The following is a 14,448-nucleotide window of genomic DNA, read 5'->3' as shown; positions in this document are numbered from 1 at the left end:
AGGTTTGCTCAGGCCGCGTGTTGCAACAAGCGGAAGTCCGCAAAGGCGGCGTTCCCTGAACGCTCTGCAAGCGGCTCAACCGACAACTGCCGAAGCCCGGCAGATGATACATCCGCCAGAAAACGCTCGGCATTGCCGGTCGTCTGGCAGGCGGCCTCAAGCGAGGCGATCCGGCCAAGCTCGTTCTGCGCTTTGGCCCTGATGGTATCAAGCAACCGTGCCACGTTTTGCGGTCGGTCCCGCTTGCCAAACTGCAGCGATTGCAGGATCGCTTCGGAAATCTCCCACGCCGCTGAGCCGCGCCCGAACTTCCCGGCACCAATCTGAGGGGCCTGAAGAATCTTCGACGGAATCGTGGCAAGGCCGCCTGCCCGCAAGGCTAGGCTCCGCTTCGCCAGTTCCATCAGGCCTTCCTGTTCAAACACCCAATTGATCTGTTCCCGGCGGGCGAGATTGTGCGCCAGGATCGGGCCATCGATCCGGTGCGTCATCAATCCGACGACACCTCCGGGTTTGAGGATCCGGGCAATCTCCGCCGCTGCCGCGCCCGTCTGGCCATATTCAAAACCGAACTGGCTCGTCACGGCACCGAATGCGTCATCTTGATACGGTAACTCTTCCATCGCCACGCCGCCGCGGACCTTGGTTCCGGACGGAGGCGAGGGTAGCGTCGCCGCCAGATCGCAACCGACCGGTTTGAGGTCCTTGCGGCTTTTAAGCAGCCAGCCCATCACTCGGCCATCACCCGTCGCGATATCGAGCAGGCGTGTCTTGCGCGGAAGGTCTTGAGCGAATTTGCGCCAAGCGGCTTGTTGTGCGCCATCAATGCCTTGCCAGGCCGAAGGCAGACAGCCGCCACCGCCGCTCTCCGCATTGTCGGCCCAGAAATCACCCCAGGCTGCTGAATGGTCTTTGTTCATCAATTCGCCTCTGGCCTGAGTGTCACGTCGAACGCCACTGTCATCCGGCGGTCTTCGGCAAACGGACGGGTGCCGTGATATAGCGTGGAAGGGAAGAGAGCGAGATGCCCTACTATGGGTTCGATTGTGCGGATCGGCGGCAGGTCCAGACGCAAGTCGGGTGGTGGACGGCCCAACTCGAGCCATCCTGCCTGTGGATCGTCGCCCCGCTGGCCGGGCAATTCGCAATATAGGGCCGAGGATATCACGCCCTGCGGGTGGATGTGCGACGTGTGGTAGTCGCCGCCGCCCGACAGGCGTACCGACCAAGAGCCGTTGATTTGCCATGCTGCATCACGGTGCCGCAGCAATGGGTGCGTAACATCCTGCGGCGGCAGGTTTGAGCGGTGCGCTTCCACGGTCGCAACAATTGCATCACGCAGAGCGGCGAGTTCCGGCTCGATACGATCGAACAACAATCCGCGCGTCTGGCTGCCTCCACGCAGGGACTGGCCCAGCGGTAGCGGAGAATTGTCATGCAACTCATGCAGCAGAGCGATGGCAGGGGGCAATACAGCATCCCAGTCATGAAGCGGTCTCAATTCTGCAAGTCCCGCCTGACGGTGAAGCCATTCTTCGCGTGGATCGCCGGTCGATCGCCAGACGATCCCCCGCAAGGCCCATGCGGTTATGCTATCCGGATCATCTTCGATCACATCATCGAGCAGATATTCGGCCTTCGCGAATTCGCCGCGCCTTATTCTGTGCCGGGCTTCATGGATAAGTCGATCGGTTGTGCGCATTTGCAGGACAGAAAAAATCTTCTCCGCCCGGTCATCTTCGCCCGCCGCACCAGCATAGATTGCTTCGAGAAGGGCAAACAGTTGATGCTCAGGGAACCGTGCACCCCCCTTTGCCGCTACTTCTGCCGCTTCTTCGTTGAAATCCAGCCCGGCCAAGATGCTGGCCCATGCAACGGGTATGTTGGGGTCCTGCGGAACACGGTCCATCGCTTGGCCGTAGTGTGAGGCAAAATTCGGTTCACCTGCGGCGAGCCGCAGCTGCGCAAGGAATTTCAATCCTTCTTCCCAATGCGGGGCCTGATCCGCCAGTTGTTCGGCGATCGAACGGGCACCTGCCGTATCGCCCTTGACGTCCAGCGATTGCGCGCGCCCGAGCCATAGATCGGCATCGCCCGGGTTTACCGACAGCGCGCGCTCGAACCGGCCCAGAGCAGTATCTTCGCCTCGCTCGATGGCGACCCGTGCACGCCCGTGTAAGGCCTTGGCCCGCGTCGGCTCGATGGCAAGGGCACGGTCATACCAGAGAGCAGCGGCAGACTTGTCGCCAGCAGCCCTCTCTGCTGCCCCTCGGGCAGAACAATACTGCGCTGAATTACGGCCGGCGCCCTCAACCCGTGCAAACGACACGAGCGCCTCTTGCGGTCTACCGGCAGAAGTCAAGGCGATGCCGTAATTGATCGCATATTCCGGATTATCGGGCTCAAGCCCCGCAGCTTTTCCGAAATGCTCTGCAGCAGCTTTCGGGTCTCCCAGTTCCAAGGCAATATTGCCCGCGCTGCTGCGCCAGGCGGCATCCCGGGCATGTTCGGCGGTGCCGCTAGTGAGATGCTGCCTTGCCTCATCAAGCCGACCTGCTCGCAAAGCTGAAAGAGCTCGATTGCGCCAATCAGACGGGGAAAGAGTAGTCACCGGTCCCGAAACCATCCTGTAATTGCGAGCCGGCCCATCGGCGCGAACGGCGGGACATATTGTACCGCGTGGCTTTGTGGCACTAGAAACATGTTAAGCGCATTGAAGCGCGGCCTGTAGCCTTCGATGATATCGCCGTCCTCGTCGAAGAACACGAGGTAGCCCCCCCAGTCGCGCTTCCAGTCGTCTATGGTGAAATTCATGACATAGGCAATGCGCCAGCCCTCAGCGACATGGCTGTCATTGTGGGTCGCGAGGAAGTGATTGGAGGCATAGAGCGTTGCCTGGCCGTCAGCTTTTACAAGACCGGGGATCCGGGTTATTTCGCGCACCAGATCAAGGAATTCTTCAGCGTTGAGATACTCCAGCAAGAGTTCATGCGGGCCACCCGGATCCCATTGCTCCTGTACATTCTGGACCAGCGAGAATTGTCCGTAGCGAAAGGCGTAGTCGCCCGCCGCTGCCGCCTGATCGGTTGTTTTGAAGAGCTGCTGCAGCTTCTGTTGTCCCTCCGGCGTCTTGCCTTCTTGTGCCAGAACCTGTTGCGGCTCGATACCAGGCCCCTCTCCAGCCTTGAACGCCAGACCCCACGGCGTGTGATTGGCAAGAATCAGACGGATCTCCTCTGCTGTCTCGCGGGTTAGCAGATCGCGGATCTGGACGCGCTTGTTGCGCGCAAATTGTTGCGCCAGCGCATCGCGATCAAGGTCAGGGTTCAGTTCGAAGAGTGCTTTGGCCATTGCCGCGCCACGATAGGCATCCGGCCTGTTGCCGCAAGAGGGAACATCGGAACGGGCCCTGCACCAGGCAGCACACCCGTCAGAAGAGGGGCGACGCGGTTGCCGCTTGACCGTCAACAGAGCGACCCTTAACGCTTACGCAAACGGAAACCGGAATAGCCGAGTTCAGCAGGAGAGTTCGATGCCCGAAGCCTATATCGTCGAAGCCGTTCGTACAGCCGGTGGGCGCCGTGGCGGGCGCTTGGCCGGAGTGCATCCGGTCGATCTTGCAGCCAAATCGCTCGATGCGATCATGGAGCGAAGCGGCCTCGAAGCCAAGGCGGTCGACGATGTCGTCATGGGCTGCGTCAGCCAAGGCGGCGAGCAGGCGATGCAGGTCGGGCGCAATGCAGTGCTCGCAGCGAAGCATCTTGGCGAGGGTGTGCCGGCGGTCACGATCGACCGCCAGTGCGGCTCCAGCCAGCAGGCAATCCAGTTCGCTGCGCAAGCGGTGATGAGCGGAACCCAGGATGTGGTTATTGCATCGGGCGTCGAAAGTATGAGCCGCGTTCCGATGGGCTCGACCGCGATGTTGCATATGAAAGAAGGGCTCGGGAACTACAAATCGCCCGGTTTGGAAGAGAAATATCCTGGCATCCAGTGGTCGCAATTCGTCGGCGCGGAGATGATCGTCAAGAAGCACGGGTTCGACAAGGCTCAGCTCGACAGCTTTGCGCTGGGCAGCCACATCAAGGCAATCAAGGCGACCGAGGCGGGTGCCTTTGACCGGGAAATTGTTCCGGTCGAGATTGAAACCGCTGACGGAACAGAGATGCACATGATCGACGAGGGCATCCGCTTCGACGCGACACTGGAAAGCATCGCAGGGGTGAAACTGCTCAGCCCGGAAGGTACGATCACTGCCGCGTCCTCAAGCCAGATTTGCGATGGTTCGAGCGCTGTGCTCGTCGTATCCGAGCGTGCACTTAAGGAATACGGCCTCACACCGCTCGCGCGGATCCACAATTTGACTGTGACTGCCGGCGACCCGGTGATCATGCTGGAAGAACCGCTGTTCGCGACCGACCGTGCCCTACAGAGGGCCGGTATGAAGATTGACGATATTGACCTTTTCGAAGTCAACGAGGCTTTCGCACCGGTCCCGCTTGCATGGCTCAAACATACCGGTGCGGATCCGGACAAGCTCAACGTGAATGGCGGCGCAATCGCGCTCGGCCACCCGCTCGGCGCTTCAGGTACCAAGCTGATGGCGACGCTCGTTCACGCTTTGCGCGCGCGCGGCAAGAAATACGGCCTGCAAACGATGTGCGAAGGCGGCGGCGTCGCTAATGTCACCATCATCGAGGCACTTTGATCCCTTATAATTCGAGAGGATAATTCCATGGAAGTCAGCAGCAATACCCCAGCCGTCGTAACCGGCGGCGCGTCAGGTCTCGGAGAAGCGACCGCACGAGCGCTTGCGGCCAAAGGCGCGAAAGTCGCCATATTCGACATGAATGAAGAAAAGGGCGAAGCTGTCGCCAAGGATATCGGCGGCGTGTTCTGCAAGGTCAACGTGACCAGCGACGAAGATGTCGACGCAGGTTTTGCCAAAGCACGCGAAGCACACGGGCAGGAACGCATCCTCGTCAATTGTGCCGGCATCGGCAATGCGATCAAGACCGCCAGCCGTGACAAGCAGTCGGGCGAGATCAAGCATTTCCCGATCTCGGCATTCGATTTCGTGATTCAGGTCAACCTGATCGGAACGTTCCGCTGTATCGCCAAATCAGCAGCCGGCATGATGAGCCTGGATCCGCTGACAGACGAAGGCGATCGCGGCGCGATCGTCAACACCGCTTCGGTTGCGGCTGAAGACGGCCAGATGGGCCAGGCAGCCTACTCCGCGTCCAAGGGCGGTGTTGTCGGCATGACGCTGCCGATCGCGCGCGACCTCATGCGCGAAGGCATCCGGGTGAACACCATCCTGCCGGGTATCTTCAACACTCCGCTGATGAACGCTGCTCCGCCGCAAGTGAAGGAAGCGCTGGCCGCCAGCGTCCCGTTCCCCAAGCGCCTCGGTTATCCGGAGGAATACGCCAATCTTGCCATGTGCATGATCGAGACCGGCTATTTCAACGGCGAGGATGTCCGTCTCGACGGTGCCATCCGGATGGCACCGCGTTAAACGACTGATGGGGGAAAGGGCGGCCGATGAGCCGCCCTTTTCATATGAGAAGAACGGGAGAGCGGCATGGCGGATTTTACTCAGATCAAACTCGACAAGGCAGAAGGCATTGCGACTGTCACGCTGCATCGCCCCGAGAAAATGAATGCCTTTACGCGGACGATGATGGATGAAATCATCACCGCGATGGACGATATCGATGCGGATGACAGCGTCCGTGCAGTGATCTTCACCGGCGAAGGTGATCGCGCCTTCTGCGCCGGTGCCGATTTGACCCCGGACGGCGGCGGACATGTGTTCTCCGACCCAAATCCGGTCGAGGATCTGTCCGACCCGCGCGTGCGCGACGGCGGCGGGCGGCTGACTTTGCGGCTGTTCGACAGCACCAAGCCGCTTATCGCCGCGTGCAATGGCGTTGCGGTGGGTGTTGGTGCGACGATGCAACTGGCAATGGATATCCGGCTGGCGGCCGACAGCGCACGCTATGGCTTCGTGTTTGCGCGCCGCGGCATTGTTCCTGAGGCTTGCTCCAGCTGGTTCCTGCCGCGGCTCGTCGGCGTGCAGCAAGCCTTGGAATGGTGCTACACCGGTCGGGTCTTCGATGCCGAAGAAGCCAAGGCAGGCGGGCTCATCCGGTCAATCCATCCGCAGGGTGAGTTGATGGATGCCGCGCGCGGCCTGGCCCGGGAAATCGCCGACAACACATCGGCAGTCTCGGTCGCGATGACCCGGGCGATGATGTGGCGCTTGCCATCCGGCGACCATCCGATGGACGCGCACAAGGTGGACAGCAAGGCGATCTACCGGCTCAGCCGGAGCAATGATGCCAAAGAGGGGATTGCCAGCTTCCTTCAGAAGCGCCCGCCGAATTATCCCGATACCGTTTCCGGCGACATGCCCGATTTCTACCCCTGGTGGGATGAGCCCGCATACGAATAGCTGCCGGATCGAGGGGATGAGCGCTTGCCATCGAAACCGGTTTCATTAGAAACTGGTCTTATGAGCCAATCGACCGACACCGAATTCAGCCTGGCAGATTTTCTGCCGTATCAGCTTTCCGTCGCATCAAACGCGGTCAGCAACCGGATTGCACAGGTCTACCACCGTGAATTTGGCCTCAAGGTCACCGAATGGCGGGTGATGGCAATGCTCGGCGATGCCGGTGCACTGACGCAGCGAGACCTGACCGCACGCACTCTGATGGACAAAGTGGCAGTCAATCGGGCGTGCAAGATGCTCGAACAGAGGGGGCTGGCCCGTCGTAATCCGAACGAGCGGGACGGACGGTCTCATTTGCTCGAGCTGACTGAAGCGGGAAGGGCGATGCACGGCCAGATTGTGCCGCGCGCCCGGGCAATCGAAGCCAGCCTTTTGCAAACGCTCGGCGCGGAACAGGAAGACGGCTTTCGCGCTATTCTGGCGCGGATACGCGACGAAGCGACACAATTCGGCCCCGAAGCCTGAAGCGGATCCGGGGCCGACAGTTCCCTTTTGGGAGAGGAAGGGGTGGTCGCTAGCGTCCCGGCTTCGCCGCGAACGCATCGCTGATCGAACAGGCTGCCGGGCCAAGAATAACGATGAACAAGACCGGCAGGATGAACAGGATCAACGGAACGGTCATGATCGCCGGAAGCCGTGCAGCCTTCTCTTCGGCCCGCATCATTCGTTCGTTTCGGAATTCGGCTGACAGAACGCGCAGGGCAGAAGCAAGCGGCGTACCGTAGCGTTCGGTCTGGACCATGGTCGTAACCACGCCGCGCACGGACTCAAGGTCGACGCGATAGGCAAGGTTGTCGAACGCCATCTTGCGCTCACCGAGAAACGACAGCTCGATCGCGGTCAGCGCGAACTCGTCGCCCAGTTCCGGATAGGCCCGGCCCAGTTCCTTGGCCACGCGATTGAAAGCGGCGTCGACGGTCAGGCCTGCTTCGGCACAGATGACCAACAGGTCGAGCGCATCGGGCAGGCCCTTGCGGATTTCGACCGTGCGCTTGCTGGCCTTGTTCTTCAGAAATATCTCCGGACCTTTGTAGCCTGCAAACAGCAGAACGCCCAGGGCGCCGACACGCTTGATGCCTCCCCAATCCGGGAAATAGTCGATCACGTAGATGAGCAGAAAGCCGAGCAGACCGAGTACAATCGGCATGACCATCCGCGCAGCAATAACGAGGACAGCGATTTCCTTGTTGCGATAGCCGGCGTGTGCCAGCTTCTGCTGGATTACTTCGACCTGACTCTGCTGAAGGACCTTCATCCCCTTCAGCGTGTCTTTCATCTTTTCCGTGCCTTCGGTCTTGCGAACGAGGCTTTGGCGCTTGCGTGACTGCGACTTGACGATCCCTTGTTTGAGTTCGTCACGCCGTTCGTTGAGCGCCCTGACGCGCTTCGCCATCGGATCCTTCACGGTGATCGCAGCATAAATTGCCAGCATCACCGCCAGTGCTGCCACACCGGCGAGGATCGTCCCGACGAGAATGACGTCGAAACCGAGAAGTGTTGGTCCGGATCCCTGATTGATCATGTTCTCTCGTCCTGACTCAAATCTCGAAGCTGACCATCTTGGCCATGATGAAGGCACCGATGCTCATCCACACCATGCCGCCCATTCCGGCCACGATCAGGCGATCGTCTTCGAAAAAGCCGCCGATGTAGCCTGGGTTGATCCACCAGATCATGCCGAACACGATAAAGGGGAGGGCACCCACGATGTAGGCCGAAGCTTTCGATTCCGAGCTCATGGCACGGATTTTGAGCTTCATTTGCGAACGTTTGCGCAGCACTTCGGCGAGGTTCGACAGCGTTTCCGCCAGATTACCACCCGTTTCGCGCTGGATTGCGAGCGTGATGCAGAAGAAGTTGAATTCGGGAATGCCCAGACGGTCTGCCGTTTCCTGAAGCGATTCCTCCATCGTCTTGCCGATCTTGATCCGCTCGACGATGCCTTTGAACTCGATGCCGACCGGGCCGGGGACTTCCTGCGCGACGACGGCCAGTGTTTCCGTCACCGGGAGGCCTGAACGAAGACCGCGCACCAGCAGTTCGATCGCATCGGGGAACTTGGCATTGAAGTTCGCGGTCCGCTTCTTGATGAAGTAGTTGACCACCATGTGCGGCAAGCCGCCGCCAATGACGAGACCGATGCCCATGGACAGGAGCAACGCACCCGAGCGAAGGTAGATCACCAGTGCAATCGCAAGCGCAAGGCCGAGCGATGCATACATATATTGCGTAAGCGACCAGTCTTTGCCGGTCCGATCAAGGCGCATCGCGAGAGCTTCGGAGCGCGAGCTCGATCCGGCAACAGCGTGCCTTTTCGGTTTGCGCGAAGCAATTGCCTTTTTCAGCTGAGATTCAACTTTTGTGTCGGTGCTTTGGGAATGCCGGAAGCGCACGGCCTGGAGGCGGCGCTGGCTTTCCTTCGCCGCTGAGGGGCCGGACATGACGGTATAGCCAACGACCATAAGGGTCATCAGTCCACCACCCACCAGCAGGAGCTGCAGTATGCTCATGCTCTCGACCTGCCTTTCCTAAACACTTGTAATTCCCAATCGGCTGCGGTTGCCCGGCACGCGCCGGTGCAACCGCGAATGACCGACTTACTCAGCCGGAACCTGTTCCGGCTTCTTGGTTTTCTTGGCGAGAAGCGACTTGATGTCGAAGCCACCGAGGAGCGATTTCTTCTCCGCCGTTTCCTCATCGACTTCCTCTTCGGAAGCGCCGAGGATGCGTTCGGCCACCTGTTTCACCACAGCGGTAGATTTCGCGCTGCGATTGGCTTCGACGAACGTCTGGCCCATCTTCGCAGCAGTCGAAGCAGCCTTGAAGTCGTACGGGATCGAGAAATCGATCTTGCGTTCGATCGAGGCTTCGAAATCGGCTTTGCTGATTTCAGAATTGCCGCCCTGAACCTTGTTGGCCACGATGATCGGTGTCGCATGCGCGGCGTTCGTTTTGAGCCAAGACAGGATACGGATCGTGTCGCGGGCCGAAGCAAGTGTCATTTCCGTGGCCAGCACGACGACATTTACGTCGGCGAGCAAGTGCGGGAAATTGATCAGCATATTGCGCGGCAGATCGATCATGGTCATTTCGAAGGCCGAGCGGAACTCTTCCTCGAGCTGGACGAATGCCGAACCGTCGGTCATCAGCGGCGCGCTGATTGGCGCTTCTGCTGACAAGATGGCCAGGTTTTCATTGGCCCGGATCATTGCGCGTTCGATGAACAGACCGTCGATACGGCTTGGATTGTCGATCGCGTCGGTCAGACCGCGGCCTGGTTCGAGATCGAGCGCCAAGGCACCGGTCCCGAAGTGGACATCGAGGTCGAGCAATGCCGTCGGCATGCTTTTGTCATCGCTGAAAATCCACGCCAGCGAGGTCGCCAGCATCGAAGCTCCAACACCGCCGCGCGTTCCCACGACGGCCGTCGAGACATGCCGTTTGGCGGTGTCCGGATCGTTGGCACGCGGTGCGGCGAATACGGCCTGGGCCTGATTCAGCGAATCGCGCAGCTGGCCTGCGGAAAGTGGTTTCAGCAGGTAATCATGGATGCCGCTCGCAAGCAGATCACGATACAGGCGAACATCGTTCACCTGGCCGACGGCAATGACCACTGTGCCAGGTTCGCAAACCTCGGCGAGAGCGTTGATATCGTTCAGCGGGTCACCACTTTCCGACAGGTCGACCATCAGAATGTTCGGACTCGCGGCAACCGAGAGCGACTGGACTGCATTGCGCAGGCCGCCCTTGTTACACTTCTCAGGCTGCCAGCCCATCTCGATGCACACGGGACGCAGGACGTCCAGCGCGGCTTCATCACAGATATAGGCGGCAAACGGATCGCGGTTACCCGAACCGCTGGGTTTCCAGGGTGCGTTCATCGATCAATTCCCTCCTTCGCTGGTACCGGAACTCTTCAGACCCTGCTCGCCGGTCGGAGCCTGCGCGCGGTAGCTGTCGATCGCCTTGGTTCCAGTCGAGACGACGGTTTGACCCGTGCCCGTCTGCCCGGTGATCAGATCTTCCGGATTGGCAACCATCGCAGCCATGTTGCTGTTTACTGCGCAACCATAGCCAGGCGATGTGCTGTTGTTGTAATTCATGTCCGACTTCGCCGACCAGTCAGGGCAGCCGGGAACGGATGCGGTCGACCGGGTAACGACAATGCGGGCGCTACCTGGCTGGATATAACCGGCTGTAACCGGGGCACCTTCGCTGACCAATACGCCGTGGCGGGCAGCCAACTTGGCGATGCCTTCACGCGTTGCCGCGCTCATCATCGGATCTTCAATCGAGAGACGATCGCCGTAACCCAGTTCCATCGCTTCGAACCAGGCAGCAAGCCGTTGTTGCTCGGGGATGGTGAGTCCGCCTCCCGGGGCCTGCACATCGAACGTGTAGTTGGTCCGTTCGACGACCGGCTGCTTGATGCTGTTCAGGCTTGGATTGGTCGGCATGCCGCCGCACGCACCCAGCGCAACGCTGAGTGAGAGGGCGAGAGCGCCTGCGAATTTGCGGTTCTTTGCAAGTGGCATCGTACTCACCTTTCTCACTTGAGGCTGAAACCGGGAGCGGCAGAGGCATCTGCCTGACGCTCGCCGTTCGGCTTGGTTTGGTTGGTCTTTGCGTTGCGTTCACTGGCAGCGCCTGACGGAAGAACAGCAGCCGGATCGATCCGTGAGACTTCAGGCGGCGGAGCGTCCTTGTCACGTGCGGTCGGAACCGGACGGTCAGCAATCGGACCATCCTTGTTCTGCTGGAAAAGCAGTGAGCTTTCGAGCGCGCTGGCGGCGTTGAAGCCGTCGGTCGGCAAGCGGATCTCGTTCGCGTTGACCGGCTTCACCAGATACGGGGTGACCACGATCACCAGCTCGGTTTCGCCCTTGCGGAATTCGGTCGAGCGGAACAAGTTGCCGAGGATCGGCAGATCGCCGACACCAGGAGCCTTGTCGATCGAGTTCTGAGCATTGTTGCTCATCAATCCCGCGATCATGAAGCTCTGGCCGGAGCCCAGCTCGATGGTGGTTTCAGCGCGGCGAATAGTAAGCGCCGGGACCTGGAAACCATTGAGTGTCACGGCCCCCTGACTCGAAAGCTCGGAGACTTCGGGCTTCACGCGGATCGAAATCCGGCCATTGGCCAGGACGACGGGTGTGTAAGCCAGACTGACACCGAATTTGCGATACTCGATTGCGGTTGTGCCGAGACCCTGGCTAACCGGGACCGGGAACTCGCCGCCGGCGAGAAAGTCTGCGGTTTCACCGGACAGTGCAGTCAGGTTGGGCTGTGACAGAGTTGTCACCAATCCGTCGCGCTCTGCAAGGTCAAGTGCTCCGAGAAGATCGAGGCCGAGAAAACGCCCTGCACCGGCAAAAGTCGTGCCGTTACCAATGGCTGTAACTACGCTCGAACCGTCGGAGGCTTCGGTTGCGCCTGTGAACAAAGCTGTTCCGGGCGCTGAACCGGGCGAATACTGCGGAAACGCGCCGGTACGGCCGTTGGATACGCCGAAGCGGAAGCCAGACGAGGAATCCGCCGAGAGCAAGTTGGCACCGATTGTGCGGACCAGCGAACGGCTGACCTCAGCAAAGCGCACTTGCAAGTTGACCTGCAGCGGCGTTGCCATTTTCAGTCGGCTGATTACGTTTGCGTCTTCTCCGACAAACGCTGCGACGAGGCGTTCGGCCTCGGCTGCGTCTTCAGGTGCGGCCACAGTGCCGGTCAGCAGGACGGTGTTGGTACCCATGGTGGCAACGGAAATCTGCGCTTCCGGCATGGCCAAAGCGAGCATTTGATCGACGCTGCCGATATTCGAACCAACACGTATGTTGGCCGACCAGACGATGTCGCCGCGTGCGTTGCTGGCATAGACAGTGGTTTCGCCACCGGCCTTGCCGAATACGTAAAGCTGGCGCTGCGACTTGATCTGCACATCGGCAATCGAGTCATTCGCGATGAAGACATCGGCCATCGTGCCAGGCACGTTGACCAGTTCGCCGCGGCCGATCGACAGAACGATATCCTGCTGCGGGCTGACGACAGACTGGGCGTTGGCAGTGCCAGACGGAACTCCGGCGAGCGGTGCCACGGCCAGGCTGGCGAGCAGCGCTGTTGCGGTAAGACGGCGTTTCATAGTCTTGCCCCTTGGTTGGGTGGTCTTCGCCATGACGGCGTCGATATTCTTGATTGCGATCTTGCTCATGGCTGACCTCACCGGATTATCGTTGCTTGAGCAGCGGGAAGGACGGTCGAAGCATCTTCGATGCCCTTGCGCTGCTGGCTCAGCAGGCCGGTCTTGCCGACAGGCACTTCGGTCGTGCTTTTGCCGCGGGTCACCCGGACTGTCGGACCCTGCGGGACTGCGGCGGTCGTCGTGGTTGCCGGAACACCCATCGAAGGAGCGGTGGTGGTGGTCTTCACATCTTTCGGCGGAATGCTGCTCCGCTGGAAGCGCGACACATCGCCGCCGGTGGAATAGGTCGTGCCCTTTTCGACCGGCCGCGACATGGCCGCACGGAGGATCTTCTCTTCCTCTTCCGGCGATGCATTGTCCGGGATCTTAACGTCACCCGAAGCAATTGCCTTGTCGAGTTCGCTCTGATTGTCAGCGATCGACCGCAGCGACAGGCTGATCGTGCCGATCGTCTGCGCGACTGCGACTTTCTCTGCGATGCGCGGGGTCACTTCGAGCGTCACGGTCCGGAAAGTGCGAACGACCGTGTCGCCGGTTTCGTTGGATTCCTGAGTGGTCGACTGGTCGGTCGCAAGCACACGCAGGTTGGAAAGGATCGTTTCAGCCGCCCGCAGCGTGTCGTCGTCGCCCTTGACCGATTGCGTCAGGACCAGGTCCACCCGGTCGCCCGGGAAGACGAAGCCGGCAACACCGGTTTTGTCGGACACAGGCACAGTCACAGCGCGCATGCCTGGCCCGAGAGCCGCAGCAAGGAAGCCGCGGTCGCCCGGTTTGACGAGCGAGCCTTGCGTAACCGGTTCACCTGCCGTGATGGGGTGGCGTACGACAGTGCCGAGCAGCTGCGCGACATCCGATTCGCCATCAATGAAGTATGCGTCCTGGACGAGCTCTTCAGGCCATTGCTGGAAGCTGACTGCGTCAGCCGTGATGATCGTGCCCACCGGCAGCCCGCGTTGCGCGACCAGCACCTTCGGTCCCTGCGGAACCGGCGGTGCAGCTTCAGCTTGCGGAGCCGACGCCCCGGCAAACATACTACGGGCAGCCAAGGCTGTGCCGATCGCGATGATCAACGCCCCCAGCAGCAGAACCAGCTTTTTCCTGTCCATGGCTTTTCAAGCCCCCTTATTCGGCCCGGCGGGATTGCGGGCATGTGTGATTGCATCGCTTACGATGCGATTGGTTAAAATCAGGTTCACCCGAAGCCTGCGGCCGAGCCTGCAGCCGGCAGATAATCGGTGCCCAGTACCCACAATCCGGCTGCCGCAATCGCGACGCCATAGGGGATAGCGAGCTTGTGTTTTTCGCGGCGGATGACGTGCCAGCCGCCCATGACGATAGTCAGGACACCGCCAAGCAGTGCCATGATGATAAGCAGTTTGAGAAACAGGCTGGGCGCGATCCACAGCGCCAGTGCGGTCAGCAGCTTGACGTCACCGCCGCCCATCCAGCGAATAGCAAACAGACCGGCAAGCACAGCAAAGGCGGCCAAAGCGACGCCAAACTGAAGTGCCACGTCAGGCCACAGCGAAAGCCCGCTCGACCACCAAAACAGTGGAGCACCCAGCGCAATGCCGGCGGTCAGCCAGTTGTCGATCTGGCGCCGGCGCATATCGGTAAAGGCTGCGACCAGCAGCGCAATTGCCAAGCACAGCAGCAGCCCGTAATGGAAATATTCGCCCAGCATTCTTGCCCCCAAAGGTCCCCAATGGGAGCTGTGCTACAGAACAGGGCTTACCAA

The 14,448-nt window shown here is 60.2% G+C and carries 14 protein-coding genes; 4 read left to right on the top strand and 10 right to left on the bottom strand.

Translation table 11 applies throughout. The features are described from left to right. Positions 1–8 precede the first annotated feature (8 nt). The 3 genes from E0502_RS02215 to E0502_RS02205 are packed head-to-tail and all read right to left on the bottom strand — an operon-like array spanning position 9 to position 3,351. Positions 9–920 (bottom strand): class I SAM-dependent methyltransferase, encoded by a 912-nt coding sequence (locus E0502_RS02215; RefSeq protein WP_137676341.1) that lies wholly within the window; start codon positions 918–920, stop codon positions 9–11. Continuing rightward, positions 920–2,626: a 2OG-Fe(II) oxygenase family protein gene (locus E0502_RS02210; protein WP_137676340.1), complete on the bottom strand. Its 1,707-nt coding sequence runs from the start codon at positions 2,624–2,626 to the stop codon at positions 920–922. Before E0502_RS02210 ends, E0502_RS02215 begins: the two co-directional genes overlap by 1 nt. Then, positions 2,608–3,351, bottom strand: a complete 744-nt coding sequence (locus tag E0502_RS02205; protein WP_137676339.1) for a 2OG-Fe(II) oxygenase — start codon at positions 3,349–3,351, stop codon at positions 2,608–2,610. Before E0502_RS02205 ends, E0502_RS02210 begins: the two co-directional genes overlap by 19 nt. 181 nt (positions 3,352–3,532) lie before the next feature. Between E0502_RS02205 and E0502_RS02200 the strand changes: the two genes are divergently transcribed. The 4 genes from E0502_RS02200 to E0502_RS02185 all read left to right on the top strand — a co-directional run bounded on the left by E0502_RS02200 (position 3,533) and on the right by E0502_RS02185 (position 6,982). Further along, positions 3,533–4,705, top strand: coding sequence for an acetyl-CoA C-acetyltransferase (locus E0502_RS02200; RefSeq protein WP_137676338.1), 1,173 nt, complete (start codon positions 3,533–3,535; stop codon positions 4,703–4,705). A gap of 27 nt (positions 4,706–4,732) precedes the next feature. Continuing rightward, complete coding sequence (locus tag E0502_RS02195) at positions 4,733–5,518, top strand: SDR family NAD(P)-dependent oxidoreductase (RefSeq protein ID WP_137676337.1); 786 nt, start codon at positions 4,733–4,735, stop codon at positions 5,516–5,518. 66 nt (positions 5,519–5,584) lie between these two features. Beyond that, the gene (locus tag E0502_RS02190) at positions 5,585–6,457 is read left to right on the top strand and encodes a crotonase/enoyl-CoA hydratase family protein (RefSeq protein WP_137676336.1); all 873 of its coding nucleotides are present in this window, start codon (positions 5,585–5,587) and stop codon (positions 6,455–6,457) included. 60 nt (positions 6,458–6,517) lie between these two features. Next, a complete protein-coding gene (locus E0502_RS02185; RefSeq protein ID WP_137676335.1) occupies positions 6,518–6,982 on the top strand; it encodes a MarR family winged helix-turn-helix transcriptional regulator in 465 nt (154 codons plus the stop codon). A gap of 49 nt (positions 6,983–7,031) precedes the next feature. Here the strand turns inward: E0502_RS02185 and E0502_RS02180 are convergent, their stop codons facing one another. From E0502_RS02180 to E0502_RS02150, 7 genes are all read right to left on the bottom strand, one after another. Next, a complete protein-coding gene (locus E0502_RS02180; RefSeq protein ID WP_137676334.1) occupies positions 7,032–8,039 on the bottom strand; it encodes a type II secretion system F family protein in 1,008 nt (335 codons plus the stop codon). Positions 8,040–8,055: 16 nt separating this feature from the next. Then, positions 8,056–9,027 carry a type II secretion system F family protein gene (locus E0502_RS02175; RefSeq protein WP_137676333.1) on the bottom strand — a complete coding sequence of 324 codons (972 nt, stop codon included), beginning with the start codon at positions 9,025–9,027 and terminating at the stop codon, positions 8,056–8,058. An 87-nt stretch (positions 9,028–9,114) separates the two neighbouring features. Continuing rightward, positions 9,115–10,398: a pilus assembly protein CpaE gene (locus tag E0502_RS02170; RefSeq protein WP_137676332.1), complete on the bottom strand. Its 1,284-nt coding sequence runs from the start codon at positions 10,396–10,398 to the stop codon at positions 9,115–9,117. Positions 10,399–10,401: 3 nt separating this feature from the next. Continuing rightward, positions 10,402–11,052 carry a CpaD family pilus assembly protein gene (locus tag E0502_RS02165; RefSeq protein ID WP_137676331.1) on the bottom strand — a complete coding sequence of 217 codons (651 nt, stop codon included), beginning with the start codon at positions 11,050–11,052 and terminating at the stop codon, positions 10,402–10,404. 14 nt (positions 11,053–11,066) lie between these two features. After that, positions 11,067–12,650 carry a type II and III secretion system protein family protein gene (locus E0502_RS02160; RefSeq protein ID WP_137677486.1) on the bottom strand — a complete coding sequence of 528 codons (1,584 nt, stop codon included), beginning with the start codon at positions 12,648–12,650 and terminating at the stop codon, positions 11,067–11,069. A gap of 77 nt (positions 12,651–12,727) precedes the next feature. Next, positions 12,728–13,816 (bottom strand): Flp pilus assembly protein CpaB, encoded by a 1,089-nt coding sequence (cpaB, locus tag E0502_RS02155; RefSeq protein WP_137676330.1) that lies wholly within the window; start codon positions 13,814–13,816, stop codon positions 12,728–12,730. A gap of 86 nt (positions 13,817–13,902) precedes the next feature. Next, on the bottom strand, positions 13,903–14,394 hold the full coding sequence (locus tag E0502_RS02150; RefSeq protein WP_137676329.1) for an A24 family peptidase: 492 nt from the start codon (positions 14,392–14,394) through the stop codon (positions 13,903–13,905). Positions 14,395–14,448 lie beyond the last annotated feature (54 nt).

Source organism: Parerythrobacter lutipelagi, from assembly GCF_005434975.1.
GTDB classification, from domain to species: domain Bacteria; phylum Pseudomonadota; class Alphaproteobacteria; order Sphingomonadales; family Sphingomonadaceae; genus Parerythrobacter_A; species Parerythrobacter_A lutipelagi.
Note: the sequence above shows the minus strand (reverse complement) of the source record. Positions and strands in the feature narration are given on the sequence as shown.

Bases quoted from the DNA above. Each gene is read 5' to 3' on its own strand.
- E0502_RS02210 (WP_137676340.1), bottom strand. From the start codon at position 2,626: ATGGTTTCGGGACCGGTGACTACTCTTTCCCCGTCTGATTGGCGCAAT.
- E0502_RS02180 (WP_137676334.1), bottom strand. From the start codon at position 8,039: ATGATCAATCAGGGATCCGGACCAACACTTCTCGGTTTCGACGTCATT.
- cpaB (WP_137676330.1), bottom strand. From the start codon at position 13,816: ATGGACAGGAAAAAGCTGGTTCTGCTGCTGGGGGCGTTGATCATCGCG.
- E0502_RS02200 (WP_137676338.1), top strand. From the start codon at position 3,533: ATGCCCGAAGCCTATATCGTCGAAGCCGTTCGTACAGCCGGTGGGCGC.
- E0502_RS02190 (WP_137676336.1), top strand. From the start codon at position 5,585: ATGGCGGATTTTACTCAGATCAAACTCGACAAGGCAGAAGGCATTGCG.
- E0502_RS02215 (WP_137676341.1), bottom strand. From the start codon at position 920: ATGAACAAAGACCATTCAGCAGCCTGGGGTGATTTCTGGGCCGACAAT.
- E0502_RS02185 (WP_137676335.1), top strand. From the start codon at position 6,518: ATGAGCCAATCGACCGACACCGAATTCAGCCTGGCAGATTTTCTGCCG.
- E0502_RS02150 (WP_137676329.1), bottom strand. From the start codon at position 14,394: ATGCTGGGCGAATATTTCCATTACGGGCTGCTGCTGTGCTTGGCAATT.
- E0502_RS02160 (WP_137677486.1), bottom strand. From the start codon at position 12,650: ATGAAACGCCGTCTTACCGCAACAGCGCTGCTCGCCAGCCTGGCCGTG.
- E0502_RS02205 (WP_137676339.1), bottom strand. From the start codon at position 3,351: ATGGCCAAAGCACTCTTCGAACTGAACCCTGACCTTGATCGCGATGCG.
- E0502_RS02170 (WP_137676332.1), bottom strand. From the start codon at position 10,398: ATGAACGCACCCTGGAAACCCAGCGGTTCGGGTAACCGCGATCCGTTT.
- E0502_RS02195 (WP_137676337.1), top strand. From the start codon at position 4,733: ATGGAAGTCAGCAGCAATACCCCAGCCGTCGTAACCGGCGGCGCGTCA.
- E0502_RS02165 (WP_137676331.1), bottom strand. From the start codon at position 11,052: ATGCCACTTGCAAAGAACCGCAAATTCGCAGGCGCTCTCGCCCTCTCA.
- E0502_RS02175 (WP_137676333.1), bottom strand. From the start codon at position 9,027: ATGAGCATACTGCAGCTCCTGCTGGTGGGTGGTGGACTGATGACCCTT.